This is a genomic window from Singulisphaera rosea (assembly GCF_054877945.1).
On record NZ_JBTYIP020000001.1, the window covers coordinates 378,290 to 403,688 of the forward strand.

18 protein-coding genes are annotated in these 25,399 nt (G+C 63.6%); 4 read left to right on the forward strand and 14 right to left on the reverse strand.

The window, feature by feature from the left end; all coding sequences use genetic code 11:
• Window positions 1-30 precede the first annotated feature (30 nt).
• Together ACYOEI_RS01505 and ACYOEI_RS01510 are read right to left on the reverse strand one after the other, a co-directional pair.
• Complete coding sequence (locus ACYOEI_RS01505; protein ID WP_462847486.1) at window positions 31-2,340, reverse strand: exo-beta-N-acetylmuramidase NamZ domain-containing protein; 2,310 nt, start codon at window positions 2,338-2,340, stop codon at window positions 31-33.
• The gene (locus tag ACYOEI_RS01510; RefSeq protein WP_462847487.1) at window positions 2,337-3,812 is read right to left on the reverse strand and encodes a sodium:solute symporter; all 1,476 of its coding nucleotides are present in this window, start codon (window positions 3,810-3,812) and stop codon (window positions 2,337-2,339) included. Before ACYOEI_RS01510 ends, ACYOEI_RS01505 begins: the two co-directional genes overlap by 4 nt.
• A gap of 744 nt (window positions 3,813-4,556) precedes the next feature.
• Here ACYOEI_RS01510 and ACYOEI_RS01515 point away from each other — a divergent pair.
• The gene (locus ACYOEI_RS01515; protein WP_462847488.1) at window positions 4,557-4,883 is read left to right on the forward strand and encodes a hypothetical protein; all 327 of its coding nucleotides are present in this window, start codon (window positions 4,557-4,559) and stop codon (window positions 4,881-4,883) included.
• 422 nt (window positions 4,884-5,305) lie between these two features.
• On the opposite strand, the gene ACYOEI_RS01520 is transcribed toward ACYOEI_RS01515, so the two are convergent.
• Both ACYOEI_RS01520 and ACYOEI_RS01525 read right to left on the reverse strand, forming a co-directional pair.
• Entirely contained in the window at window positions 5,306-6,706 is a 1,401-nt protein-coding gene (locus ACYOEI_RS01520) for a DUF1501 domain-containing protein (protein ID WP_462847489.1), read from the reverse strand.
• Between the two features lie 6 nt (window positions 6,707-6,712).
• Window positions 6,713-8,848 carry a DUF1549 and DUF1553 domain-containing protein gene (locus tag ACYOEI_RS01525; protein ID WP_462847490.1) on the reverse strand — a complete coding sequence of 712 codons (2,136 nt, stop codon included), beginning with the start codon at window positions 8,846-8,848 and terminating at the stop codon, window positions 6,713-6,715.
• A 535-nt stretch (window positions 8,849-9,383) separates the two neighbouring features.
• Here ACYOEI_RS01525 and ACYOEI_RS01530 point away from each other — a divergent pair.
• A complete protein-coding gene (locus tag ACYOEI_RS01530) occupies window positions 9,384-10,100 on the forward strand; it encodes a PEP-CTERM sorting domain-containing protein (RefSeq protein WP_462847491.1) in 717 nt (238 codons plus the stop codon).
• An 80-nt stretch (window positions 10,101-10,180) separates the two neighbouring features.
• On the opposite strand, the gene ACYOEI_RS01535 is transcribed toward ACYOEI_RS01530, so the two are convergent.
• From ACYOEI_RS01535 to ACYOEI_RS01575, 9 genes are all read right to left on the reverse strand, one after another.
• Window positions 10,181-11,017, reverse strand: coding sequence for a sigma-70 family RNA polymerase sigma factor (locus ACYOEI_RS01535; RefSeq protein WP_462847492.1), 837 nt, complete (start codon window positions 11,015-11,017; stop codon window positions 10,181-10,183).
• A gap of 861 nt (window positions 11,018-11,878) precedes the next feature.
• A complete protein-coding gene (locus ACYOEI_RS01540) occupies window positions 11,879-13,705 on the reverse strand; it encodes a 30S ribosomal protein S1 (protein ID WP_462847493.1) in 1,827 nt (608 codons plus the stop codon).
• Between the two features lie 314 nt (window positions 13,706-14,019).
• Window positions 14,020-15,186 carry an LptF/LptG family permease gene (locus tag ACYOEI_RS01545; RefSeq protein WP_462847494.1) on the reverse strand — a complete coding sequence of 389 codons (1,167 nt, stop codon included), beginning with the start codon at window positions 15,184-15,186 and terminating at the stop codon, window positions 14,020-14,022.
• Window positions 15,187-15,235: 49 nt separating this feature from the next.
• On the reverse strand, window positions 15,236-16,441 hold the full coding sequence (locus ACYOEI_RS01550) for an LptF/LptG family permease (RefSeq protein WP_462847495.1): 1,206 nt from the start codon (window positions 16,439-16,441) through the stop codon (window positions 15,236-15,238).
• Between the two features lie 69 nt (window positions 16,442-16,510).
• Window positions 16,511-17,731 (reverse strand): aminotransferase-like domain-containing protein, encoded by a 1,221-nt coding sequence (locus tag ACYOEI_RS01555; protein WP_462847496.1) that lies wholly within the window; start codon window positions 17,729-17,731, stop codon window positions 16,511-16,513.
• Window positions 17,732-17,793: 62 nt separating this feature from the next.
• On the reverse strand, window positions 17,794-19,278 hold the full coding sequence (locus ACYOEI_RS01560) for a protein-tyrosine phosphatase family protein (protein WP_462847497.1): 1,485 nt from the start codon (window positions 19,276-19,278) through the stop codon (window positions 17,794-17,796).
• A 131-nt stretch (window positions 19,279-19,409) separates the two neighbouring features.
• Entirely contained in the window at window positions 19,410-20,336 is a 927-nt protein-coding gene (locus ACYOEI_RS01565; RefSeq protein WP_462847498.1) for a lysophospholipid acyltransferase family protein, read from the reverse strand.
• Window positions 20,337-20,385: 49 nt separating this feature from the next.
• Window positions 20,386-20,643 carry an acyl carrier protein gene (locus tag ACYOEI_RS01570; RefSeq protein ID WP_462847499.1) on the reverse strand — a complete coding sequence of 86 codons (258 nt, stop codon included), beginning with the start codon at window positions 20,641-20,643 and terminating at the stop codon, window positions 20,386-20,388.
• The gene (locus ACYOEI_RS01575) at window positions 20,640-21,893 is read right to left on the reverse strand and encodes a beta-ketoacyl-[acyl-carrier-protein] synthase family protein (protein ID WP_462847500.1); all 1,254 of its coding nucleotides are present in this window, start codon (window positions 21,891-21,893) and stop codon (window positions 20,640-20,642) included. Before ACYOEI_RS01575 ends, ACYOEI_RS01570 begins: the two co-directional genes overlap by 4 nt.
• A gap of 312 nt (window positions 21,894-22,205) precedes the next feature.
• Here ACYOEI_RS01575 and ACYOEI_RS01580 point away from each other — a divergent pair, with 312 nt between their 5' ends.
• The gene (locus ACYOEI_RS01580; RefSeq protein ID WP_462847501.1) at window positions 22,206-23,072 is read left to right on the forward strand and encodes a fumarylacetoacetate hydrolase family protein; all 867 of its coding nucleotides are present in this window, start codon (window positions 22,206-22,208) and stop codon (window positions 23,070-23,072) included.
• Window positions 23,073-23,164: 92 nt separating this feature from the next.
• Here the strand turns inward: ACYOEI_RS01580 and ACYOEI_RS01585 are convergent, their stop codons facing one another.
• Complete coding sequence (locus tag ACYOEI_RS01585; protein ID WP_462847502.1) at window positions 23,165-23,488, reverse strand: hypothetical protein; 324 nt, start codon at window positions 23,486-23,488, stop codon at window positions 23,165-23,167.
• Between the two features lie 640 nt (window positions 23,489-24,128).
• Here ACYOEI_RS01585 and ACYOEI_RS01590 point away from each other — a divergent pair.
• Window positions 24,129-25,253 carry a hypothetical protein gene (locus ACYOEI_RS01590; RefSeq protein WP_462847503.1) on the forward strand — a complete coding sequence of 375 codons (1,125 nt, stop codon included), beginning with the start codon at window positions 24,129-24,131 and terminating at the stop codon, window positions 25,251-25,253.
• The last annotated feature ends 146 nt before the right edge of the window (window positions 25,254-25,399 follow it).

The window sequence follows — 25,399 nt, forward strand, 5'->3', positions numbered from 1 at the left end:
TGCACCTGAGATGACGGATCCCGTCGCCGATCAATCTTTGTACAACAGATAGCGGGAGCGGACCGCCCGGAACGCATCCAGCTCCGGCTTCCACTGGGCTTCGATCTCGTCGAGCGACTTGCCGTCGAGGATCGCCTGGTACGCGGCCTGGTCACACATCAATTTCATCAGGCCCTTAGGCTCCCAGGTCTCTCGGTACGTCTTCCGGAGGGCCAGGGCCATCCCGATCCCGAGTCGAAGCGGGTCGAACCGGGACCGGTCGGTGATGGTGATCTGCACGCCACCACAATCCTTGCCCGAGAACTGCCGCTCCTTCGGCGTGAAGCGAATCGGGACGAATCGGACGCCGTCGAGGTTGAGGCCGTTTAGCGCCTGCGCGAACGTCCGAGGGTCGATCCAGGGGGCGCCCACCCGCTCGAACGGTGTATCGGTCCCGCGGCCGGTCGCCAGTGTCGTGGCCTCCAGAAGGCCGACCCCGGGGTAGAGCAACGCCTCGGTGAGGCTCCGCATGTTGGGCGACGGGTTGACCCAGAGCAGGCCCGTCCGGTCATAGAAGTCGGCGCGATGCCAGCCCTCGCAGCGGATCACGGTCAGGTCGGCCCCGACCTTGCGCTCGGCGTTGAAGAGCGTCGCGAGCTCGCCGACGGTCATCCCATGTCGGACGGGCAGTTCGTGGAACGCGATGAACGAACCGAGCTCCGAGTCGCGCACGGGCCCCGAGACCTCGACACCGCCGATCGGATTCGGCCGGTCGAGGACCACCACGGGGATCCCCTTCTCCTTGGCCGCCTCGAGAACAAGGCCAAGGGTGCTGATGTACGTATAAAACCGGGCGCCGATGTCCTGGATGTCATAGACGAGAACGTCGACCCCTTGGAGGGTCTCGGGGGAGGGCTTGCGGGTCTTGCCGTACAGACTGAAGACGGGCAGGCCGGTCGCCTCGTCGCGGCTATCCCCCACCTCGGCGTCGACGAGCCCTCGGATTCCGTGCTCGGGGCTGAAGAGGGCCACGAGGCGGACCTCCGGGGCCTTGAATAGGACGTCGATGGTGGTCTCGCCGTGCTTGGTCTTCCCCGTGTGGTTGGTCACCAGCCCGACCCGCTTCCCCTTCAGCGGGGCGAATCCCCTTTTGACGAGCACATCGATCCCGCAATCGACCGATCCGGCGGTCGAGGTTGATGCCTGGGGGACCGCTTCGACCGCACTCGCGGCAATCGTCGCGACCTCGCGACGGAGGACCGTCGGCGAGGCGGCCTTGCCGTCCGGGTGGAGGCGGCTGGACAGGAGGATAACAAACATCTCCGAGTCTTTGTCGACCCAGAGGCTCGTGCCGGTGAAACCGGTGTGCCCGAATCCATGAGGCCCGAAGCGTCGACCCTTGGGGGAGCTGAACGACGTCTCAATGTCCCATCCGAGGCCGCGTCGCTGACCTTGCGGGGTATCGCCGGGATCGGTGATCGCCTCGACGCTCGATTCCGAGAGGACGCGACGCCCCTTCGGCCCCTTCCCCTTGTCGAGCATCATCTGGGCGAAGACGGCGAGGTCGTCGGCCGTCCCGAACAGCCCGGCGTGTCCCGCCACACCCCCGAGGGCCCTCGCGCGAGGGTCGTGGACGACCCCGCGGAGCATCGTCTCCCCTTCGGGCTCCGTGGGCGCGATCCGGTCGGACGGGGCCGGCCGATAAGTGGTGGACGTGAGGCCGAGCGGTTCGAAGATCGACTCCCTCGCGAAGACGTCGAGCGACCTCCCGGACAGCTTTTCCACGAGCTTCCCGAGGATCAGGAAGTTGACGTCGCTGTAGAGGAATTTCTCCCCGGGCTTGCTCGTGGGTTCCAGGGTGGAGAGTCGCTCCCAGGCCTTCTCGGGCCCGTCCGCGTAGTCGGCGATCGGGTTGTCGGCGATCAGGCCCGAGCGATGCCGGAGCAGTTGCTCGACGGTGATCGCCCCCTTGCCGTGGTTGTCGAACTCGGGCAGATACTGGACGAACGGAGCCTGGGCGTCGATCTTGCCTCGCTCCCTCAGGATCGCGACCGACGTCGCCGTCGCCACGGGCTTCGTCAACGACGCGAGGTCGAAGATCGTGTCGCGCGTCATCAGCTCGGCCACCGGGACGACCGCGCGATGGCCGTAAGCCTTCGCGAACGCGATCCGCCCCTTCCGCCCGACAACCACAACCGCTCCGGGGATCTCCTTCGACGCGATGGCCCGTTCCACAACCCGGTCAATCTCGGTCAGTCGAGACCCGTCGAGCTGGACTTCTGCCGGCTTGGCCTCCGGCAGCGCGGCGGAGGACCGGGAGGTGAAGGAGACCAGGATTGCAAGGACGTAAATCAGCCTCATGCGAGTTCCCCAGGGCGAGCGACCTTTTCTACTGAAGCCGAGTCCTCGCCCGGCAGAAACTGTCCGACGAGCCACCCGACCGTGAAGACCGTGGACGATCCCACGAGGGCAAACCATGGCCACGCGAGAGGCGTCCCGAACTTCGCGAACGACACCGCGGCCAGGCCCACAAGCAACCCGGTCAGGGCAGCGGGTTGGCCGACTTTGGTGAAGATCCCGAGCAAGAACAGTCCGAGCACGATCCCGGTTGTGAACGAGGCAATCGCCAGGGCGTTGGTAACGACGTTCTGCTCGAGTTGCGTCGCAGCGAAGGCCATGCCCATCTGGGCCGCTCCCCAGACCGCCGTCAGCACCTTCGAGACGCGAAGCAGGTGACGGTCGTCCGCCTTCGGGACGAACGGGCGATACAGGTCATTGACCGTCGTCGATGCCGAGGCGTTGAGCGAGCCGGAGAGCGTCCCCATCGCCGCCGAGAAGACCGCCGCGACCACGACGCCGAGAATTCCCGTCGGCAGGTAATGGACGATGAAGTACGCAAACTCGCCGTCCCGCCCGATCGTAGTCTCGGGATTCGGCGGGGGAAACTGTTGATAGAAGACGAATAGCGAGGCCCCGATGAACAAGAACAGGGCGAACTGTGCCAGCACGACGAAGCCGCTGGCGATCAAGGCCCCGGCCGCCTGACGCTGCGACCGCGCCGCGAGGTACCTCTGAACCATGATCTGGTCGGCCCCGTGCGTCGCCGTGTTCAGCACCATCCCGCCGATCAGCCCCGCCCAGAACGTATAAGGTTTCGTGAAGTCGAAGCGGAAGTCGAAGACCCGGAACTTGTGGGCGGCCTCGGCCTGCCGCCAGAGCTCGCCCCACCCCCCGGGCAGCTTCCCCACGAGGATCATCAAGGCGATGATCGCCCCGATGATGTAGATATGAAACTGGATGACGTCGATCCAGATGACGGCCTTCATCCCGCCGAGGTAGGTGTAGACGATCGTGGTCAGTCCAACGGCGAGGATTGCCCAGCCGATCGGCCACTCCGTGATGACCTGGAGCACCTTCGCGGCGAGGAAGAGCCTCAGCCCATCGGCGAGCACGCGCGTCACGAGGAACAGGATCGACGCCGTCGTCCGCGTTGCCCCCCCGAATCGCCTCTGGAGGACCTGGTACGCCGTATAAATCTCGCGTCGAAAGTACGCCGGGAGGAGCACCTGGGCCACGATCACGCGCCCGAGCAAGTACCCGAGCGGCAGTTGCAGGAAGGTAAAATCCCCCGCATACGCCACACCCGGGACGCTGAGGAACGTCGCCGTGCTCGTCTCCGTCGCCACGATCGAGATCATGACCGCCCAGGCGGGGATGTCGCTCTCCCCGAGGAAATACCCCTTCAACTCCCTGGCCGACGACCCGAGCCAGGCGCCGATCGCCGTACATCCGACGACATAAACAATCACCACGATGAGATCGATCGTATGCATGGATGACCCGGGCCAGGACAGCGCAGAGGTCGGCTTGAACAGTTTCAGCGGTGATAGATTGTAACGAGCCCGTCGAGGAGATGACACCCCGCCAAGGCGGTTCGTACCCACAGCTCTCGAGTCAGGGCGAATGCTGATCGTCACCGTCGAAAGTGCCCGCGAAGTTTCTCCAGTCGGCTCGAAGATGTCCGAAAACCTGAGACTGCATGACACGCGACGATATTCCAAATTACATACAATCAATCCCATGAAATCATATTATCTCGCATGGCAAGAAATCAGACGTCGTGAGGAGACCCCAACCGCCCGAACAGCGGATCTCGGTAGGCCCGGAAGCTTTGCTCGCCCTCCTCCGGCTCAGGACCGTGACGAAACCGCTCAGCTTGCGAGGTGTGGAATGGAAACCACCCCCACCGCTCAGCGATTCCCAACGGGGGCCGATGTGTCCCTGTCGCCGCAAACATGGACGATCAGGGCGTCGCGGGGCTCATCGCGTCCGATATTGAACCCATGGGAAGAGCCATCCACCTTGAAAATGCCCCAAGCCGGACAGCACCAATCGACGCAGGGTAGGCACTCCGTGATCACTTTACGGACCTCCGCGCATGAGCCGAGGATACTCGCGCACCAGTCGCTCGGCATCTCAGCGACCTTGGGCGGGACTTGGTCCGAGACGAAGATGCTGACATCCCAACTCGTTCGAAATCGCCCTCCAAGCTAACTCCGCAGTACGCCCGTGAATACTTGGCTACCTTCACTTTCCGGCAGTTTGTCACCGCTTTCGAGGCTTTCCTGTTCAACTTTCGGTATCGTCTCCTGGTGCATAATCCCCGGCAATTCTCGGAGAAGCCGCTCGATTTCGGAACCGTCCTCAAGGCCGCCGATCACGACGAGGTCGTCTCCGGAGTGATCTTGAAGCAACTAAATGAATTGAAGTATGAGCACATGCGCGAGTGGTTCGCGGCGGTTCACAAGGCCGTCAGGTTGGACTGCCCCGCCGAGGATGAAATTGAGGCCCTGGCGGAGATCAAGGCGACCAGAGACATCCTCGAACACAACGCCGGGCCGTGAACGAGACGTATCGCCGTAAGGCCGGAAAAAAGGCACGATACGAGGTCGGCGATCTCGTCGAGATCGAAGACACTTACCACCTGGAGAGATGGATGCTCATGAAAAAGGTGGTAAGCGACCTCACCTTCGCCGCGAACGGCCGTTTGTCGAAGTAAGCGGAATTGCGTACGACCTTGCAAGGGCAGGTACATACCGGATGTGGCACCGGTTGCCCATCCGGTCGAAGTACCACGCCTGGCGCGCAAATCCAGCGAGCCCGATCAGATGCCCAGCCATACACAACAATTGAAGTTCGTTTGGCTGAGTGCTTCCTCCTCATCTCGAGGTTAGTCGGCCGGTTCCCCCTCGACGCAAGCACCTGTGAGAAGGCTACGACTCGACGGTGATTTCCGTCGGAAGCCGAGGCAGTAACCGGCATACGATCAGCTCAAAATCCCCTGGATCGGCCCCTTCGCGTCCTCGAGCTCGACCAGGCGCATGGTCCGGCCGAGGACGGGGAGCTCCATCTTGGAGTAGTCGAGGCCGAGTTGATGAAGGATCGTGGCATGGAGGTCACTGTAGTAGTGGGGGGACTCGACGGCTTTGTAGCCGACGTCGTCGGTGGCACCGTGGATGACGCCGCCTTTAACTCCGCCGCCGGCGAGCCAAGCGGAGTAGCCCCTGGGGTTGTGGTCGCGGCCGGTGGTGTTCTGGGACCAAGGGGATCGGCCGAACTCGCTGGTCCAGACGACGAGGGTCTCGTCGAGCATCCCGCGCAGCTTGAGATCGCGGAGCAGGCCGGCGATCGGCTTATCCGTGGCCCGGCAGAGGGGGCCGTGTGTCTCGATGTCGCCGTGGGCGTCCCAGCCGCCGTTGCCGCCACCGGCGTGGCAGACTTGGATGAACCGGACGCCTTGTTCGGAGAGTCGACGCGCCAGGAGGAGTTGTCGGCCGAAGTCGTCGGTCTCGGACTGGCCGATGCCATAGAGGTCACGGATGTGCTGGGGCTCGCCCGAGAGGCTGACGACCTCGGGCGCGGCGAGCTGCATCCGGGCGGCGAGCTCGTAGGCCCCGGCACGGGCGGCGATGTCGGACTCGATGGCATGGTGCTCGCGGAATTCGCGATTCAGCTCGTGGAGGGCCTGCCTCTGGCGGTCGCGTTCGACTGGAGACCCGCCACGCGGAGGTTTGAGGTTCGGGATCGGGGTTTCACCGGCCTGGAATGGTGTCGCCGCCACACTTGCGCCGAGGTAGCCGCCGGTCAACTGGACGGGCGATGAGGCCCGGCCCAGGTTCACAAAGCTCGGCAGGTTCTTGTTGGCCGTGCCGAGGGCGTAGGTGATCCAGCTACCGAAGGTCGGATGATCGAAGGCGCGGCCACGGTGACCGGTGCAGGTCTCGATCACGGCGGGGAAGTGGTTCCCCTCGTGGCACCAGAGTGAACGAACCACCGCGAGCTCGTCCGCCATCTCCCCCACGTAAGGGAACCAGTCCGAGACAGGGATGCCGGACTGCCCGTATCGTGTGAACTTCCGGCGGCAGGCGATGACCGGCCGGCGCATCTCGGCATTGTTGTCGCCAAAGCCGACCGCGTCGATCAGCTTGCCGGCCCACTTGTTGTCCTTCGGGTCGAAGGTGTCGATGTGGCTGACGCCGCCGCACATGAACAGAAAAATGACCGACTTCGCCCGCGGTGTGAAATGGGGACCGAGAAGCGAATCTTCGATCTCGCCCGATTCCGCCAGGAGGGCACCCAGGGCGACCCCGAGGAAGCCGCCGCCGGCTCGCTGAAGAAACCCGCGCCGGGAGACCCGTCCGCGGGGGAAGAGAGGCGGACCGCCCATCGGGGATTACCTCACGTAAAGGAATTCGTCCAGGTTGAAGAGTAGCCAGGCAAAACCCTTCAGTCGGCCCGAGTCTCCTTGCAAGTAGCTCCGAGCGACGCGACGCTCCGAATCCGAAGGAGGTCGTGCGACAGCGACTCGATACCCGAGATCGATCGCCGCACCGAGGTCACCGCCCGACTCCTGTTTCAGCCGTTCGGCGAACTTCTCGGCCGCGCCGTCCACCACCTCGCTGTTCATCAAGAAAAGGGCCTGGGGGGCGGTCACGGTCCGGGTCCGGACGGGGCAGGGGGCACGGCCGTCGTCGACGTCGAAGGCCTGGAGGAAGGTGGGGACGACATCGCGGTTGGTGGAATACCCTCGAATCATGAAGGCGCCGCGGCGATTGGGACCTTTGCCCCCTCTCTGCGCTCCAAACTCGAAGGACGGGCCGCCGACGGTCAGGTCGAGATCCTTGGCCGCCGAGAAGACCGAGTCCCAGATCGGCTCGGCCTCGAGTCGTCGTAGTCGGAAGTGCCAGAGGCGAGTGTTCTCGGGGTCGGCCCCCCTCTCGGACGTCGACCGGCTCGGGTCGACTTCCGAGGCCAGTTTATAGACGGCCGAAGTGACGATCAGCCGGTGCATCTCTTTCATCCGGAAGCCTCGGGCGACGAACTCGGCGGCCAGCCAATCGAGGAGCTTCGGGTTAATGGGCGGCTCGGCCAGGGTTCCGAAATCGCTCGGGGACTTGTGCAGGCCCTCGCCGAAGTGCCATTGCCAGAGCCGATTCACGGCGACGCGGGCGAACATGGGATTGTCGGGCGCGGTGAGCCAGTCGGAGAAGGCCTCGACACGCCCTTCGCGGAAGTCCGGGCGATCCGGCGAGAACGGCCAGCCGGGGGAGACTTCGTGCTTGAGTTCGGGCCGGTCGGGATCGCCGCTGGTCAGGACGTAGGTCTTCTCCTGCGCCTTGATCGGATCCACCTCCACCGTCCAGAATGCCGGGAGCGCCGAGCCTCGCCTTCCTCCTCCTCCTCCTAGCTGCGAGAGCTTGCCCTGAAGGTCTCGGTATCGTCGGCGATCGGCGTCGGGCATGGCCGCCTGGAGCTTGTCGCCGTCGATGCGGAGCACCGGGTAATAGTCGTCGGCGACCTTCTGCTCGGCGTCCGAGCGGTCCGGCTCGGGCTTTCGGATGATGGCCTGGACGTCAGGCGGAAGCAGGGCGATTCGGTCGTCGCGGAGTTGATTTCGGTAGGGGGCGACGAGGGATTCGAGGGGTCCCTCGATCGCGGCTCTTTTCCTCTCGAGCTCGTCGGCCGCCCTGCCGGCGGCGATGATCTCGGCGGCGGTGGCCAGCGTCACTTTTCTCAGGACGAGCGGGTCGAAGAGCGCCTTCATCGCATAGAAGTCGCGCTGCTTGATCGGGTCGTACATGTGGTCGTGACACTTGGCGCAACCGACCGTTAGCCCCATGAAGGCGGTGGAGACCGTCTCGACGGCGACGATCGGGAATTCCTTCGCATCCTTGCCGTCGCGCACGACCGCCCCTCGGGCCAGGAAGCCGAGCGCGAACTGGTCGTCGGGACGTGGCTCGATGCGCGAACGATTCCCGCCCGAAGAGGTCTGGATGCGATTCGAGGATCGATAGCCGGTCAACTGGGCTCGGACGAACTGGTCGTATGGGACGTCGTCGTTGAGAGTGCGGATCACCCAGTCCCTCCAGAGGTAGAGCCCGGGCGCGGCGGTCATCCGCTCGTCGACGTCGGCATACCGGAGGACATCGAGCCAATGGCGTCCGTAGCGAACCCCATGCTGCTCCGACTCGAGCAGACGGTCGACGACTTTCTCATAGGCATCCGGCGAGTCGTCGCGGAGGAACGCATCTTGCTCTTCCGGGGTGGGCGGGAGACCGACGAGGTCGAGCGACACGCGACGTAGGAGGGTCCGCTTGTCGGCCGGGCCGACCGGCTTGAGACTGCCGGTTTCATATCCTTGATTGATGAACGCGTCGATCGGGTTCTTCGGAGGGAACTCATTCGCGGGGACGTCCGGTCGCACCACCGGCTTCAAGACCCAGAGGTCCTCGGCACCCTGGTCGGCCGCCCGGGCGAGGAGAGGCATGAAGGCCAAGAGGACGGCGATCCGTCGAATTATCAGTCCCACGTGAGACTCCCGATTCCGGAACGTCAAACGGTCTGACTCATCATCATAACCGTCCGTCTCACCGCGTCATAGCCGGTCCGGACGCCGCGAGGGACGGGGCGGTCCCGCACCTTGATTTCGAGGGTGATAAATTCTAGCTCCGCCCAGGTTGAGGGGGGGATGAGAGGAGGAGCGATCCGGACTTGTTGATTGACAGGAGGGGAACGACCGCGTAAATTGCGGTGGCGTCTCCCGATTCACCGTGAGGACCATGGGATTCGGGAGCGTCGACTCGATCGTCCGGACCTGACTGGCCGGACCTAGCCGTCGCCAAATGGAGTTGGATTCCTCAACGGAAGGAGACCGAACGGCTCGATCACCCCTCGACGTGGCCAATTCCTTTCGAACTGCCACAAAAGCAAGCGCAAGGCCGCTTTGAGGACATCGACTCGAGCCTTTCCGCGATCCCGCGTCCGATCGATAGCCCCGGCATGGCCGCAGCGAATCACGAACGGCCAAGGCCAGCATGGATGCGGGGACTGATTAGGATGATCCCATGCACCGGATGCGCAGCCTCGTCGCCAAGGTTGGACTCTCTCTGCTGCTCGCCTCAATCCTCGGCGAAACCACATTCGCCGAGCTCATCAAGGCGCCTGGCGGCCAGATGTACCCCGACATCGCAGCCTCGATCAGCGGATCGCAGCAATTCACCTACGACCCCAGCACCCGCACGGGCGTCTTCCAGGCCACGACGACGCCGTACCTGTTGAGCACGGGCCCGTCGGTCGAGAAGGAGTCGATCGTCCAGCCCAACGACGACGGAGTCCGTACCCAGTCGCTGAACCTGACGCTCGATAATTCCGGGCGTTTGATCAACGACCCGAATAATTCTTACGCGCTTTATGGGACGGTGAACGTCGGCGGGCAGACCTTCCAGGGTTTGCTACTGCAAGGCAAGCCGACGGCTTTCGGTTCGCAGGGGGGAGGGTCGTCGGCCTTCAACCTGGATCTAAAGGTCACGGGGGGAGCACTCGCGAACACGTTCGGCCCTGACCTCTACCTCGAGCTACACCCGGCGCTCGACAGCAGCTTCGATGGAAGCTTCGGCAAGAGCTTCTCGACCACGATTCGGTCGAGCAACACCCTCGGCTACCGCGCCCCCCCGTCGATCCCGGAGCCAACGACTCTCGTCGTCCTGCTGGCCTGCGGGGCGGGCGCATTCCTCCGCCGCCATCGTGCTCGGATCGTCGGCTTCGGGCGCCGGCAGTCGTAATCGCGGGCGACGGCGGCTCGACCCGTCGTGGGGGCGACTCTTCGCGAACAGCAGGGCTCGAGCGGTCCGAGGTCGTGGGGTCAGTCCGCCTGGAACGTGGCCGAGAGCTTGCCGAGGGCCTCGTTCTCGATCTGTCGGACACGCTCGCGAGTCAAGCCGAGCGACTCACCGATCTCCTTGAGGGTCTTCGGCGGTGCGTCGTTCAGCCCGAACCGCATCCTCAAGACGGTGGCCTCGCGCTTGTCCATCTCCTCGAGACGGTGCATCACGAGCCTCAAGTTGTCGGCCTCGACCATCTCGACATCCGGGGCGCGGGTCCGCTCGTCCATCAGCATTTCGCCGAGGCTCCAGCCGTTCTCGGGCTGGTCGGTCTGCGGGACGAGGTTATAGACCTTGATCGCCTTCTTCACGATCGCGAGCTTCTTCTTGGGAAGCTCGAGAGCCCGGGCGATCTCGTCGACCGTTGGAGCCCGGCCAAGCTTGTCCTGGAGCTCGGCAGACATCCGCCGCCATTTGAAAAGCAACTCGACCATGTAGGCCGGGATCCGGATCGGCTTCGCCGTGTTGACGAGCGCCCGCTTGATCGACTGCTTGATCCAGTAGCTCGCGTAGGTGCTGAACCGCGTGCCAACGGCCGGGTCGAAGCCCTCGACCGCGCGGAGTAATCCAAGATTGCCTTCTTCGATCAGGTCTTGAAGCGCGAGACCTTTGCCGACGTAACCTCGGGCGATATTCACCACGAGGCGGAGGTTCGCCCGGACCATCCGATCGCGGGCGCTCTTGTCGCCGTCGGCGATCCGGTGGGCCAACATCTTCTCTTCGTCGGCGGTCAGCAGCGCCATTTCGTTGATTTCCCGGAGATACGTCTCCAGGGGACTTTGTACCGTGTCGCGGCGGTGTCGACGAATACGGGCCATGAAGATCCTCGTTGGGTCGGTCGTAACTGGGTCCGCACTGGTTGGGAAATCCGACCCGATCCCGTGAGGACATCACGCAAGCACGGCCGCGACTCGCGGCAGGCATGACAGCCAACAGGCTGGGACGGAGCTTTCGTTCCACAGACCGCGTATCAATGGAACTGGGGCAACTCTGCCGACCTCAGCCTTCGCCGAAGCCCTCGTAGTCGCCTCCCTTTCGCCTTCGCGTCTTTCCTAAGTGCTGGCAAGAATTAAGAGACCGAGGTTTCATGACGGGGAGGGCAGCCTACTTTCCCCAACCCTCCCTACCCCTGTCTTCATTCTGGCCTCACTCCCTGGTTGTTAGGTATCGGACCCTCAGCTTGACAACTTAAAAGGTTTTGGGAGTTTGGGATGTTTTGGGGTGATAAAGAAAATAAGGATTTTGTAGATTGTAGCGAAAATGGCAAATACAGAATCTGCGATTGTCGAATAGATTTTTCGTTTTGCGTAAATCAGGCAGGATGAGGGTTCGATCGGAATGGCCGTCGACTTCTCTGGGATCGGGGCGCGACGTTCCAAGCCTGTCCGTCGACGCTTAGCCTTCACCGCGTTTTGGAGGAAAGGGCAGGGGATGACCGGGAAATCGGGAAAAGATTTAGGGAGGTGATTGAAGAGGAGACGGCCTACCCATTCAAGGCAGGACCTCCTGGAGGGCGCACCGCAGCGCCAGGTTCGTTCGAAATGCGAAACCGCCCCCATCGAGCGGTCTCGAAGGGAGCGGTTTATTAGGAAGCGGAGCGTGATTCCGTTCGCACGTTTCGGAATGGGGCGACGTCACAGGGACGCCGCAACACGTCCGATTCGCGGGAGTACGGCGTCTTAGCCTTCGTCGGAGGTGGGTTCGTCGGAGGTGGGTTCGTCAGAGGTGGAAGTCCCACCAATGCTGAAGAGGAGGCCGCCGCCGCCAAGACCACCCTTGAGCTCCTTGGACTCCTTCGATTCGGGCTTGGGAGGCGCGGGAGCGGCCGCGATGGCGGTCGTCGACTCGGCCTCGGCGCCTTCCTCGTCGGACTTGCTCCAGTGGGCCTTCTTGCGCGAAAGGCCGATCTTCCGTTCGCCGCGATCGACGCGGAGGACCTTGACCTCGATGTCGTCGCCGACCTTGACCACTTCCTCGGGGCTGTCGACCTTATGGTCGGCCAGTTCGGAGATGTGGAGCAGGCCTTCGAGTCCCGGCTCGAGCTCGACGAAAACGCCGAAGTTGGTCAGCTTGGTGACCTTGCCCTTCACGACGTCGCCCGGCTCGTATCGGTTCGGGATGTCGGTCTCCCACGGGTCTTCGCGGAGCTGCTTGAGACCAAGTGCGATCCGCTTGCGATCCTGGTCGACGTTGAGCACCTGGCAGGAGATCCGCTGACCCTTCTCGAGGAGCTCGTTGGGGTGGCCGATCTTCCGGGTCCAGCTCATGTCGGAGATGTGGAGGAGGCCGTCGATGCCTTCCTCGATCTCGATGAACGCCCCGTAGTTGGTCAGGTTGCGGACCGTCCCTTCGATCATGGTGCCGGGCGGGTACTTGCCGGCGACCTGATCCCAGGGGTTGGTCTGAGTCTGCTTCATGCCCAAGGAGATCTCTTGCTTCTCCTTGTTGATCCCGAGGACGACGACTTCGATCTTGTCGCCGATGTTGACCAGCTCACTCGGGTGGTTGATGCGCTTGGTCCAGCTCATCTCGGAGATGTGCACGAGTCCTTCGATGCCCTCTTCGAGCTTCACGAAGGCGCCGTAGCTCATCACGTTGACGACCTCGCCCATGACCCGGGTGCCGACCGGATACTTCTCGGCGACGTTTTCCCAGGGGCTGGCGGACTTCTGCTTCAGGCCGAGCGCGATCTTCTCGCGGTCCTTGTCGACGTGGAGGACCATGACCTCGATCTGGTCGTCGATCTTGACCATGTCGCTCGGGTGGTTGATCCGGCCCCAGCTCATATCGGTGATATGGAGCAGGCCGTCGATGCCACCGAGGTCGACGAACGCGCCGAAGTCGGCGATGTTCTTGACCGTACCGACGCGGATCTGGTCCTTCTCGATCTCCGCGAGGAGTTGCTTCTTCTGTTGCTCGCGAGTGATCTCGATGAGCTTGCGGCGGCTGACGACGATATTCCGCCGACCCTCATCGATCTTGAGGATCATGCACTCGATGTCTTGGTCGATGTAGTCGGCGATGTCGGACGGACGGCGGATATCGACCTGGCTGGCGGGCAGGAAGACGTTCACCCCGATGTCGACGAGCAGACCGCCCTTGATCTTTCGAGTGACCCTGCCTTTGACCACGTCACCTTCGTGGTACTTGGAGATCACCATCTCCCAGGCACGCATCCTGTGCGCCTTCTTGCGCGACAGGACGATCTCGCCGGTCTCGTCTTCCATCCCTTCGAGGAGGACTTCGACGCTTTCGCCCGGCTGGGGCGGGGGCTCATCTTCCCACTCGTTCAGGGGGACGAGGCCTTCGGACTTATAGCCGACGTCGACGACAACCTGGTCGCCGACGATCTCGATGACCTTACCAGAGACGATCCCGCCGACCTCGAAATTCTGGCCGTCGCTCAGATACTGGTCGAGGTCGCCGGCCCCGTCATCGCCGGCCACGACGGCGATGAGTTCATCGTCACTGACGTCGAATTCGCGGAGAAGGTTACGATCTACCATGTTTGTCCGTTTCGATCCGATTCCTCGCGACCCGCGAGGAGGGGGCTTGCAATCATCTCCGAAGGAAGTGGGCCGTCCGGGCCACAAGCCTTCGAGCAGGGTCCGCGATGCGGACGATCCGCCGATTGCCCAAGCGCAGAAGGAATGGGTGAAGGAAAAGACCCACCCTTTCACACAAAAGGTGGGCCGACGCAATTAGTCATTATAGAACCTGCAACGGGGATGACAACGCCGAACCCCCGGATAGCCGGCGCAGGCGAATACCCTGCACTCAGCCTCCGGGGGCGTTCTTTGCGTCGCTTCGCCGAACAGCCTCAGGTCCGGATCGAGTTCCAACGCGCCGTGGCGATCGTGCCGAAGATAATCAGGGGAGCCCACGCCGATTGCTCGGGCGAGATCAGGTCGTGCGACCCGAGGTACTGCGACAGGAAACCGGCGCCGTAGAAGAGGGCCGACGTGCCCAGGGAGAAACCCAGGTTAATGAACATATTCCGACCATAACCGCCGAGGACCAGGGGCAGGCTCAACATCATCAGGTTGAGGCTCAGGAGCGGACGGAGGAGGCGGTTGTGGAGGAAGACGGAGATATCCATCTTCTCGGTCGTCGAATTCGAACGGTCGGAGAGGGCGCCGATGAGATCTCGGGTCGTGGCGAATTGGTACCAATCCCGGCTCCTCGCCACGGACTCGAACGTCAAGGCGCTGTGGAGGAAGTAAGTTTCCTGGCCCCGGCTAATCGCGTCGACGACGGGGAGCGGCGGGGGAAACCCCTTGGAATCCTTGAGACGAACCAGCGTGTCTCTCCGCTCGAGGATGCTCGACTCGATCGGAGTCAGGAGCTGAGATCCTCGGAGCAACCAGCCCCCCGACATCGGCAAGCGACGAGCATCCGGGGGGATGTATCGCGCCTCGCGAGCCTGCACCTCGATCATCGTCCCGTAAACATGGCTCGGGATCGTGATGTTGCAGGGATAGAGGGTCTTATTCGCGCGGTCGGCCTTGATGCCATGGATCGTAATTAGGTCGTCGTCATAGCGGCTCGAGACCGAGATCTGCTGGGTGCCGTCGTCGTCGTGCGACTTGCGGAGTTCCTCGGCAAGGGGAGGCATGACGAGCTCCTGGTTGAGCACCGCGAGCCCGCTCACAAGGAACGTGGAGATCCAGACGGGACGGATCACGCGTTGGGTACTGATGCCGGCGGCCAGCATCGCCAGCAGCTCGTTGTTGCGCTGCATCCAGGTGACGGTAAAGATTGCCGCCATCATCCCGATCACGCCACAAAGGCGGTCGTAGAACAGAGCCATCTTGACGAGGTAGAACTGCCCCATGACCTTGAAGAGCTCGAGGCCTTCGGCCCGCTTGGAGAACTCATCGAGGTTCGAAAAGGCGTCGATGACCACATACAGCCCGACCAGCGCAATGAAGCAGATGACGTAGGCCTTGAAGAAGGCCCAGTAGCGCTGGCGATCGAGGATTCCCATTCCCGGCTCCCTCCACGAGGCGTCTGGCCCCGCTCCCTTTCGCCGACGATCAGTGCTTCATAACCGAGGGCCAAACGAATCCGGACAGCACGGCCAGGACCATGTTCCCGAGCCAGAGTGCGATCGTCGGATCGAGGATGTCGTCCTTCCCCATGTTGGTCCCGAGGAGAATCAACGGGTAGTACAGCAAGATGATCGGCAAGAAGCAGGAGATGAACGCACTCAAGAAGTCTCGACGAGCGAAGAGGATCCCGACCGGCGCCCCGAGCAGCACGAAGAAGAGGCTACCGCACGCCATCGCCACCCTCTGGTGCTTCTCCGTCTCGTACTGCCTCCAGTTCAGTTCCCAGGTCCCGTAGTCGACGAACGAGCGATGGACGAAATTCCAGGCGATCCGGCTGAACCGGCCCGTGCCGACGAAGAGGCCAGCCGCCATGGCCTGGCGCTTCCGCTCCTCGGCCATCTTCTGGCGACACTTCGCCTGCTCCTCGACGAGATCCGGGGTCGTCATCTCCTGGATCCGCTTCTCCTTGAGGATCTGCCGATCCGGGGGGATCTCCATGTCGAACGACGAATTGTTGATCAGCGAGACGTCGTTCTTCGCCTCGAGGACCTCGGCTCCGTCGAGATAGATCTTGGCGATGCTCTTGTCTGTGTCGAAGTGGAGGACGGCTTCGTCGGCACGAATGACTACATCATATTCATTAGGATCCTTCGATCCAGACTTGCGACGCTTGAACGTCGCGTCGAGCATCCGCTTCCCCTCGAGCTCTCGGATCTGGATCAGGAACGGCCACTTCGCATTGTTGAATTCATGCTTTTGCTTGAGCTGCTTGTAAAACATCTCTTCCATGTTCTGGAAGAGGATGAGCTTGGCGTAATTGTTGGCCTTGGGGATCGGGACGTAAGTCAAGAAGAGCATCAGGATGCTCAGGATGATCCCCAGCATGATCGCGGGCCGGAGCACCATCAGGGCGCTACAGCCGGCGGTCTTGACCGCGACGATCTCGTTGTCGGCGGCGAGTCGTCCGTAGACGACGGTCACGCTGAAGAGCAGCGAGACCGGGATCGTGTAGGGGAGACTCCCCGGGACGACGTACGGGACGAGATTGAAGATCTCGGCCGGGGTGAGGCCCATCTTGGTGGCCTCGATCATGACCATGAACAGCACGATCACGGTCGTGAGCGTGAGCAGGGCGAGGGAGAAGGCGCGGAGCACCTCGCCCATTACATAGCGCTGTAGGATCCCCAGCACGGCGTCCTCCTCAGCATCCTTGCCAAAGCCGGACCGAACAATTTGCCTTCGTCACGGCCGCTCGCCCGGTCACGCGACCGGGTTGAGACATCCTGCAACCGCCATCGAGAGTCGCCTGACCCCTTCCTCGAGGTCGGCCTCCGAGGGCACACCGTAGCAGATCCTGGCCTGATTCGTCGGGACCGGCCCAGGCTCCGGCGCGAATGCGAACGCGCCGGGGACGTAGACCACCCCTTCCGCCAGGCATCGGGGGAACAAGGGTCCGTCAGGGCCGGTGTCCAGCCCTTCCGGGACGGTCAGCCAGACGTAGAGGCCCCCGAGCGGCTTAGTCCAATGGACGGCCCCGTCGAACGCGGCGAAATGTTCGTCGAAGGCGGCGAGGATCACGTCCCGCTTCCGGCGATAGATCTCCACCAGACGGGCGACCTGGGCGTCGTAGAGACCCTCGGTCATCACATGATCCAACAGTTCCTGGGCCAGGTTGCCCGAGCCGAAGTCGTGGTTCCCCTTGAGGCAGAGGACCGGCCCGACGAGCGACTCGGGCAGGATCCCATAGCCGGTTTTCAGACCGGGACTGTATGTCTTGCTGAACGTCCTGGCGAGGATGACGGTATCGCCATCGGTATCGTGACTCCAAACGCTCGGCGGTTCGTCGCCCTCGAACGTCAGGCCACGATACGCGGCGTCCTCGAGGACATAGATCCGTTGATGCTTCGACCAGCGCCTGGCGATCTCGACCAGGCCCGGACGCCTCGACTCGGCCAGGCTGATGCCCGATGGGTTCGAGTGTTCCGAGATCGTATAAATCAGCTTCACCCGGTCGAGCTCACCTCGCGCCTCGAGGTCGGCGAGCGTCTCCTCGAGCTTGTCGAGGCGAAGGCCGTCCGAGTCGATTTCGACCCCGATCACCCGGGCCCCTCGCGTCTCGAGGACTCCGAGGAAGACGAAGTACGTGGGAGACTCCACGAGGACGATATCGCCGGGGTTGAGCAGGGCCTCCGCCAGCAGGTAGAGCAGCTGCTGGGAGCCGGTCGTGACGACCGTCCGAGGGATCATCTTTTCAAACGTCCCGCTCGGCACTCGTTCGTCCCGCTCCAACTGGCCGACCAGCCTCGCGCGGAGGCCGGGGTCGCCGATGGTCGTCCCGTACTGAAGCGCCCGGCGCCCTTCCTGAGCGTCCCGGAAAAGCCCCTCGACCCCTCGCGCCGTCGCCTCGACCGGAAGACTCGCCTGGTCCACGAACCCCGCGGCCAAGGAGATGAGCCTCGGATTGCCCAGGGCCAGTTGCATCAAAGTACTGATCGCCGGGACTGAGGTCCTCTCGGCGATACGGCTGAGCTTGGTCGGGGGAGTCATGATCGATTGGTCAATTCGAGAGAAGTCCGATCGCGGAGGGTCCGGAGGTACTCTAGCGATCGGCCGGGACGTGTCAAGTTCGGTCGTTGGGCCCGAGGGCCCCCCCCTCGAGAGACACGAGGTACCGGTTCTCGGTTCGGATGCGCCTTCCCGACGGCGGGAGGTTGGGCGGAGGGCTGCGACGAAGCCGGCGCGACACGCAATAGCTTGGCCGCGGTCGGGTCGTTCGCGTAGCGTACGGGGTCGCGTGGGTAAAGGACTCGGTTGTAAAGCAGGATCACCGAGGCCTTAGGCCGATATCCCCGATGCCGCTCGATCTCGGTGAGGATCTCATCCAGCGGACGCTTCTGGACCAGGAAGCGATAAATTCCCACCCAGGCCGGGGTGCGGTCCATGCAGCCGTGGCAGTGCACCAGGATCGGCCACGCGTCCGGGTCCTGCGCGAGTGCCAGGGTCTTGTCAAGGAAGCCGTTCGAGGCCGTCTCGGTGTTCTCGGAAGGACTTCCCACGTAGCGGATCCCGTGCTCTTTGACGAACCGGAGCTCGTCGGGCAGTTTCGGGCTCCGCAAGGGCGTGTCCTCGGGGAACAGATTGATGATCGTCTTGAAGTGGTGTCGAGACTGGGCAACCTCGAGTCCTCGAGCCGTCGGCATGGCACTCATGTAGATCCGCCCGGGCACGACCGCCTTGAGCCGCTCCAGGGGACGGTGATACCAGGTCACGTCGATCCCGAGGATGACGAGCCCGTACCAGGCGAGGGCACACCCCAGGCACAACCCGACCCGTCGGGCCCGAGAATCGATGACCGGGATGCACCTCACGAGGAGGAAAGCGAATGCCATGAGCCCTGACACAAACGCCCAACGCGGCCAGTAGCCGACGGGCTCGACCCCCGGGATCTCGAACTGCCTTAAGGCGACCGAGACGACGGCGAAGATCAAGAGTCCCGCCACGCCCCGGCGTCGCGCCTCGCGCCAGGACTCTCCCCAACGGGCTCGGACCGCGATGAGCGGGACGACGACTAGGAGGGTGAGGGCGATCGCGGCAGCGAGCAGCTCAATCCTAAGCGAGGCCGGGGTGCCGGGGTCGAGGAGGGCTCGCCACCCGAGGCCGTGCCAGCCGTCGAATGTCGGGCCGGGCGTCGACGCATGCCAGAAGCCGGCCATCGACAGGCCCACGGCCGCAACCCAGAGGGCCCGATTCCTGCGATCGAGGCAGGTCCCGCTCAGGGCGAGGAGGAACGCCCATGCCGAGACATAAATCGCGACACGGTCGATCGTGTCGCCCGGCTCGGCCAGGCGATATGCCGGCGGAGGACGTCGACTCATCGTCGGCCGCTCGACCTGGGGATACTCGGGGTCGATGTCATCGGGGAAATCGACGACATGCCAGAACGCGGGGATCGTCGCCAGGGCGAGAACAGCCCAGGGCCAGGCACGTCGCCAGCGCTTCGGTTGGGGAGCCGGAGTTGTCGCTTCCATCACGCATTCTCTCCCGGCTCGACCGAAAGCGAACGGATATCCACCGCCCGCGACGGCCCGGAGCCGAACGCCTGAACCCCGCACGAATCCCCAGCATGCCGGTTGACCCGGCGGGCGAAGTAGAGACGGGCTTAGACGGCCTGGGCCTCGGATGTCGGCCAGAAGAAGTATTCATTACTATTCGACGGGTGCAAACGGACCTGGTCCTCGAGCAGGCACAGGAAGTTCTGCACCCAGTGTCGCGCCCGTTCCCCATCCCCGGAGTCTGAGGGGACTTCCAACGGGGCGAGGAACTCGATGTGGTAGGTCCCCTCGGGGCGCATGTGGCAGAAGACGGGCACGACCGGCGACGAAGTCATGGCCGCGAGCCGGACCCAGGTCGCCGAGAAGTGATGCCGGACACCCAGGAAGCGAACGGGCTGGGTGTGCGCCCCCGACCAGCGGACATCCCCCGCAAGATAGAGGATCATCCCCGCCTTCAAGGCCCGGGCCGCCCGGAGAATCGTCCCGGCCGAGCCGTTCGGGTCTCCCTTCCTGGAGATGAAGAGCTTGTCCTGCGAGACCGGGCCGTCGACCCGAAACTGGCTCTCGAGAAATTTCGAGATATGCCGAGGCCGCTCCATGTAGAAGCGAAGCGGGTAGGCGTGTCGCGCGAGCCAGTGGGTGGGGAGGAGATGCCCCCCATAGTGGCTCGTCAGCAGGATCACGCCCCGACCCTGCGCCAGGGCCGAGTCGAGGTGATTTCGACCGGAGACGAGGAACATCGGCTCGGCCCGACGGTCGGGGACGCCATCGAGAAGCAGGTCTCGCGTCCGCCACCAGACCTGATTCCCCGCCAGGTCGAGGCTGACCTTCGAGACATCCCAGTGGCAACCCATCCGCTCACGGGCCCGCTCGACGGCGGAGCGATACTCACGGCGGAGCTCCGAGTGCATCCGGTATTCGGTACGTCCAATCCCGGCGACCATCCGGGAGGCGAGCGGCAGGGGGAAGTGTCGCAGCACCGGCAAGATCGTGCGGAGCAAGAACTTCCGGATGTTCAGCATGCGCCGGACCATGGAGGGACTCCCTTCCCCGAACGTGCCCCGACGACGACAATCCCTGTCGTCAAGCGGCCGTGGACTGGCGTTGTGCGGAAACGTACGACACCAGGTCGGTCACGGTGCGCAAGTTTGGCACATCGTCATCCTCGATGGCAATGTCAAACTTGTCCTGAATCTTGAGCACGACGTCGACGAGGTCGAGCGAGTCGATGGCCAGGTCCTCGACGAGTCGCGACTCCGGGAGAATCGTGACTTCGGGCTGGACTTTGCCCGCGCGTCGCACGATCTCGGTGATTTCGGCCAGCAAGGTCGAATGGGTCATCCCTTCCATCTCCGAAAAATCAGGGCATTGTTCGTACCGCCGAATCCGAACGAGGCGCTCATGACGGTGTCGAGCTTCGCCTCTCTCGCCGAGTCGGGGACGTAGTCGAGGTCGAGTTCGGGGTCGCGAAGGTGATTGATCGTGGGGGGGACGATTTGATCGAGGAGGGCCTGCACGCAGACGGCCGCCTCGATGGCCGAGGCCGCGCCGAGGGTGTGGCCGATCGCCCCCTTGATCGAGCTGACCGGCATGGCGGAGGCGTGGTCCCCGAAGACCTCCTTGAGGACCTCGGTCTCCACCCGATCGTTCACGACCGTGCTTGTCCCGTGCGCGTTGTAGTAGTCGATCTCGTCGGGCCGGATCCCCGTGCGTTCGAGGGCCGTCGTGAGGCAACGCGCCACTCGGCCTTTGTGCGGCATCGAGATGTGATAACCATCCGTATTGATCGCGTGGCCTAGGTATTCCGCCAGGATCTCGAGCCCGTACTTCCGCGCCGCCGACTCGGTGGCCAGTGCGACCATGCCGGCCCCTTCGGAGAGGACGAAGCCCGCCCGATCTCCGCTGAACGGCCGGCTCGCCTGGGAAGGGTGCTCGGCCGACCGGTCGTCCTTGCGCTTGGCGATCAGGGCTTTCATCGTGGCGAAGCCGTTGACGACCGGCGGCGTGAAGGCGCTCTCGCCGGCACCGCAGATCGCGAGGTCGGCCTCGCCGGCCTTGAGGAACATCGCCCCCAACGCGATCGCATGGCCGCCGGACGCGCAAGCGTTCGCCGGGGCGACGCTCGGCCCGTAGAGGCCGAGATTCTGAGCAACCTGGCCCGCGATCTGGTTGATGATCAGGCCGGGGACCACGTACGGGCTGATCGCCAGGTTCCGGCGCTTAGCCATCTTCGCCTGCTCGACGTCGAGCAGGTCGACACCGCCCAGCGCGGAACCGACCACGACCGCGACGCGATCCGGGTCGTACCCAGCCCCGCCGAGGCCCGCTCCCGTCCAGGCGGCCTTGGCGGCGGCCAGCGCGAGGTGGATCGATCGGACCTCGAGCTTTGCGATCGCGGGGTCTTCCCGGCTCGATCCTGGCCCGAAATCCTCGACCATCCCGGCGACGTCCTGGAGGAACGCGTCGGCCGAAAGGCGTTCATGGCGACGGATCCCCGAAAGACCGGAGATCAGCCCACGCCAGGTAGTCTCTAGATCGGGGCCGAGGCAGGTGACTGCCGCATGCCCGACGACGACGATCCGTTCTGGCATCCCTGCCTCCTGCACGCCCGCTCCATCGTGCATCACGACGAAGCCGCGACTCACGACCCCGTATCTACGGGAAATCCGGAATCTCCGCCAGCCCGACCGCCGACCACTTCCCGACACTTTGAGGTGCCGGGGCCGTGAACGGATCGGGGAGGATGCGACGACTCGGCCGTCAATCGAGAAACAATCGTCCACATTTCACGGAGACTTGAGCGACTTTTGAAAGAACGTTGGTTGACCCGAATCGCTCTCTCGTTTATGGAAAGAGCCGTCGAGTTTGCCGATTGTTCGAGACGGCTACGGGAACCTGTTCCGATGCGCATCGCCAAGTATCAGGCCGAAGGGGCTGGGATCCCGCTCGTGGGCGTGGTCGAGGATGACCTGGTCTACCGGATCGGTTCGGGGACCGGTTTCCTCAGCGAGCTCCTCGCCGACGAGGACGTCGAGGGGCGGGTCGCCAAGCTCCGCGCAGAAGCCACCCAATCCGAGCCGCTCAGCTCCGTGCAGCTCCTGGCGCCGCTCGATGCGCAGGAAGTCTGGGGCGCGGGGGTCACGTACGAACGGAGCAAGGTCGCGCGACAGGAGGAGTCGGAGCAGGGGGGCTCGTTCTACGACCTCGTGTACCGTGCGCCTCGACCGGAGCTCTTCTTCAAGGCGACCCCCAGCCGGGTCGTCGGCCCGGGGAAGGCGGTGCGGGTCCGTCGTGATACGCGTTGGTGCGTCCCCGAGCCCGAGCTGGCGCTGGTACTCTCGCCCACGCTGCGGCTCGTCGGATTCACGATCGGCAATGATATGAGCGCCCGAGACATCGAAGGGGAGAACCCGCTCTACCTGCCCCAGGCCAAGCAATACGACGCCTGCTGTTCGCTCGGCCCGGTCATCACCCTGGCTTCGGCCTTCCCCCCGCACGCCGAGGTTGAGATCCGGATCGAGATCGAGCGCGACGGCAAGACCGAGTTCCAGGGCAGGACGCCGCTCGGCCGGATGGCGAGGACGTTCGAGGAACTGATCGGCTGGCTCGGCCGGGACAACATCTTCCCGGACGGGGTCATCCTGCTGACGGGGACAGGTATCGTCCCACCGGACGAGTTCACGCTCCACCCTGGCGACGTCGTCCGGATGGAGATCGATGGGATTGGCCGTTTGACGAACTTGGTGATCCAGGGAGAGCCCTTGGCTTGAACCATCGGTCCATCAACGACGAAAGGCCGCATCCCACTGTCGCGGGAGCGGCCTCTTCGATCCCTGCACCCGGTAGGAACCGGTAGGGCAAATTACTTCGGGGCGTCCTTCGGGGCTTCGGCCGGCGGGGTGGCCGGGGTTTCAGCAGCCTTCGGAGCTTCGGCCGGCGGGGTGGCCGGGGTTTCAGCAGCCTTCGGGGCTTCGGCCGGCGGAGTGGCCGGCGGGGTGGCCGGGGCGTCAGCAGCCTTCGGAGCTTCGGCCGGCGGGGTCGTCGGCGGAGCGGGGGTCTCAGTGGGAGGGGTGGTAACAGGAGGGGTTTCCGGAGGAGCCGCCTCTTCCGAGTTGCAGCCGGCGAACAGAGCGAGCGAGAGGGACAGTCCCGAGAACGCGACCAACATCTTATGAGGAAGCTTCACCGAATCACTCCTTGAGTTGCGCCTCGGCGAACGGTTGTCATCCGACGGTCAGCAGTCTCCGCATTCGCCACGACGAGACTGTGCGTGTCATTGACGACGACGCAGATGACAAATCCGTCCACCATCAGTCACGGTGGGCGATTATATCCAGGCGATTTTGGGGTCGCAATCAAAAACCCCGCGAAGTCGTACCCGCATTAAAGATCCGTCGACGAATCGCCGGTGCCCACGCTTCCCCAACGAATGCGGATCGGATTGTCGGAAACGTCCCGAATCTCGAGGTAGTCCCGATTGCAAAAGCAATGTCGACTGTGTCGGTTTTACCGAAACTTTTGTAACTGTTACCCGGATTGTAGCGATTGCGCAGACGAGTGTTTCGATGTTGCGGGATCCGGCGAATGAGCACTTGACGAGCTCTATCTTCTGTACTACGCTTGGGTTCCGCAGCAAAATCACCTATCGAATCCGCGACACACCCCTCGATTTTCCCAGCCTTTCATTTCGTTGGCATATTCTTTGCTCAGTTGCTCGCCTATCGCTCCAGGTCTAAACCGAGTCTCTATGGTCAGCGACCGGTTTCGGTCTCGAGCGGGACTGTGCCAGGATGGCGCGTCCAAAGCCGTCGAACAGGAGGTTCGCGATGTCCGCCGTCAAGACGTTGGCATGGAGCGTCGTGGTCTGGGGATTTCTCGGGACCTTAGCCCATGCCGACCCCCTCTTATCGAGCGGCGGTCCATCGAGTTGGTCGGGAACCTTCTGGCTGCCCGGTCCCAACGCGAATGGGCCGGGTAACTCCTCGACGGCGCTGACCTACACGACAAGCAACTACTCGCCACCTCCTCCCCCTCCCGAGTTCAAGGCCGCCGCCCCGGTCTCCCCCCCGGCTTCGGATTCACCCGCTTCGACGACCGTGACCGCATCCGCAGTCCCGACGACCGCAGCCTATTCCCTCCCCATAACCGCACCAGCTCCCGCTCCACCGGCCCCGACGCCCGCCCCGGTCCCGGCTCCGCTCCCCGCGGGGACCACGGCCGACGCATTCCTCAACTTCGGCACCAGCTCATTCCCCGAGGCGAGCATCCTCCTGACGGGAAACCCTCAGCCCTGGTACACCAGCCCGACGGTCGAGAAGTACTTCGGGGGCCAGCAGCCGAACGCCCAGCAGCAGCTCGACTTCAAGGATGCTGTCCTTCAAGACGTGAAGTCGACCTTTCAGCTTAGCGGCGGCCTGGCTCCGGTCCTGACGATCGACCCGAACGACAAGGCCAACCACACCTTGAGCGTCGTCTCCGGCGCTTCGTATGGCCCGAACCAAAACGCGATCGGGATCACCGACGTCGGAAACAACGGCTTCGGTTTCATCGACAAACTCGGCCAAGCCCAATCCTTGACCGACCTCCAATGGGCCGTGGCGCATAACGTTTCCCACGAGTTGATGCACGCCTTCGGCGTGTCGGTCCACCACGACCAAACCGGGCAATACCTCGACGCGGCCACGGCGTCCTGGTCGATGCTCACCGACCCGAACACAACCTTCAGCCAGGCGACGATCGACGACCTCCGTTCCCGAAGGTTCACACCAGTCCCGACGGGGTACCTTGGCCCGCAGATGATCGATGGGGACCTGGAAATCCTGAACCCCGTCCCCGAGCCGACCACCGTAGCCATGTGGGGCGTCGCCGCGACGATTGCCCTCATGGGACGCCGCAGGAAGCTCCGACTCGACGCCGCGAAGTCCCTCGGCCGAAGCCTCGGCGCGGCCTGATCCCGTTGCCGACGATCGCCAACGACCCGCCCTTGCCATTGCCGCGGATTCCTTGCGTCCTTACGACCAATGCGTCACAGTGAGTCGGGTCTCAAAGGTCGCGAACGGAAAGGAGGAGGGCTGTCCAGCTTCCTTTCTGAAAACCG

What these genes read in the sequence shown, in the direction of transcription:
- ACYOEI_RS01535 (WP_462847492.1), bottom strand. Translation starts at nt 11,017, where the DNA reads ATGGCCCGTATTCGTCGACACCGCCGCGACACGGTACAAAGTCCCCTG.
- ACYOEI_RS01510 (WP_462847487.1), bottom strand. Translation starts at nt 3,812, where the DNA reads ATGCATACGATCGATCTCATCGTGGTGATTGTTTATGTCGTCGGATGT.
- ACYOEI_RS01540 (WP_462847493.1), bottom strand. Translation starts at nt 13,705, where the DNA reads ATGGTAGATCGTAACCTTCTCCGCGAATTCGACGTCAGTGACGATGAA.
- ACYOEI_RS01570 (WP_462847499.1), bottom strand. Translation starts at nt 20,643, where the DNA reads ATGACCCATTCGACCTTGCTGGCCGAAATCACCGAGATCGTGCGACGC.
- ACYOEI_RS01590 (WP_462847503.1), top strand. Translation starts at nt 24,129, where the DNA reads ATGTCCGCCGTCAAGACGTTGGCATGGAGCGTCGTGGTCTGGGGATTT.
- ACYOEI_RS01520 (WP_462847489.1), bottom strand. Translation starts at nt 6,706, where the DNA reads ATGGGCGGTCCGCCTCTCTTCCCCCGCGGACGGGTCTCCCGGCGCGGG.
- ACYOEI_RS01555 (WP_462847496.1), bottom strand. Translation starts at nt 17,731, where the DNA reads ATGCAACTGGCCCTGGGCAATCCGAGGCTCATCTCCTTGGCCGCGGGG.
- ACYOEI_RS01565 (WP_462847498.1), bottom strand. Translation starts at nt 20,336, where the DNA reads ATGGTCCGGCGCATGCTGAACATCCGGAAGTTCTTGCTCCGCACGATC.
- ACYOEI_RS01530 (WP_462847491.1), top strand. Translation starts at nt 9,384, where the DNA reads ATGCACCGGATGCGCAGCCTCGTCGCCAAGGTTGGACTCTCTCTGCTG.
- ACYOEI_RS01560 (WP_462847497.1), bottom strand. Translation starts at nt 19,278, where the DNA reads ATGGAAGCGACAACTCCGGCTCCCCAACCGAAGCGCTGGCGACGTGCC.
- ACYOEI_RS01580 (WP_462847501.1), top strand. Translation starts at nt 22,206, where the DNA reads ATGCGCATCGCCAAGTATCAGGCCGAAGGGGCTGGGATCCCGCTCGTG.
- ACYOEI_RS01575 (WP_462847500.1), bottom strand. Translation starts at nt 21,893, where the DNA reads ATGCCAGAACGGATCGTCGTCGTCGGGCATGCGGCAGTCACCTGCCTC.
- ACYOEI_RS01545 (WP_462847494.1), bottom strand. Translation starts at nt 15,186, where the DNA reads ATGGGAATCCTCGATCGCCAGCGCTACTGGGCCTTCTTCAAGGCCTAC.
- ACYOEI_RS01505 (WP_462847486.1), bottom strand. Translation starts at nt 2,340, where the DNA reads ATGAGGCTGATTTACGTCCTTGCAATCCTGGTCTCCTTCACCTCCCGG.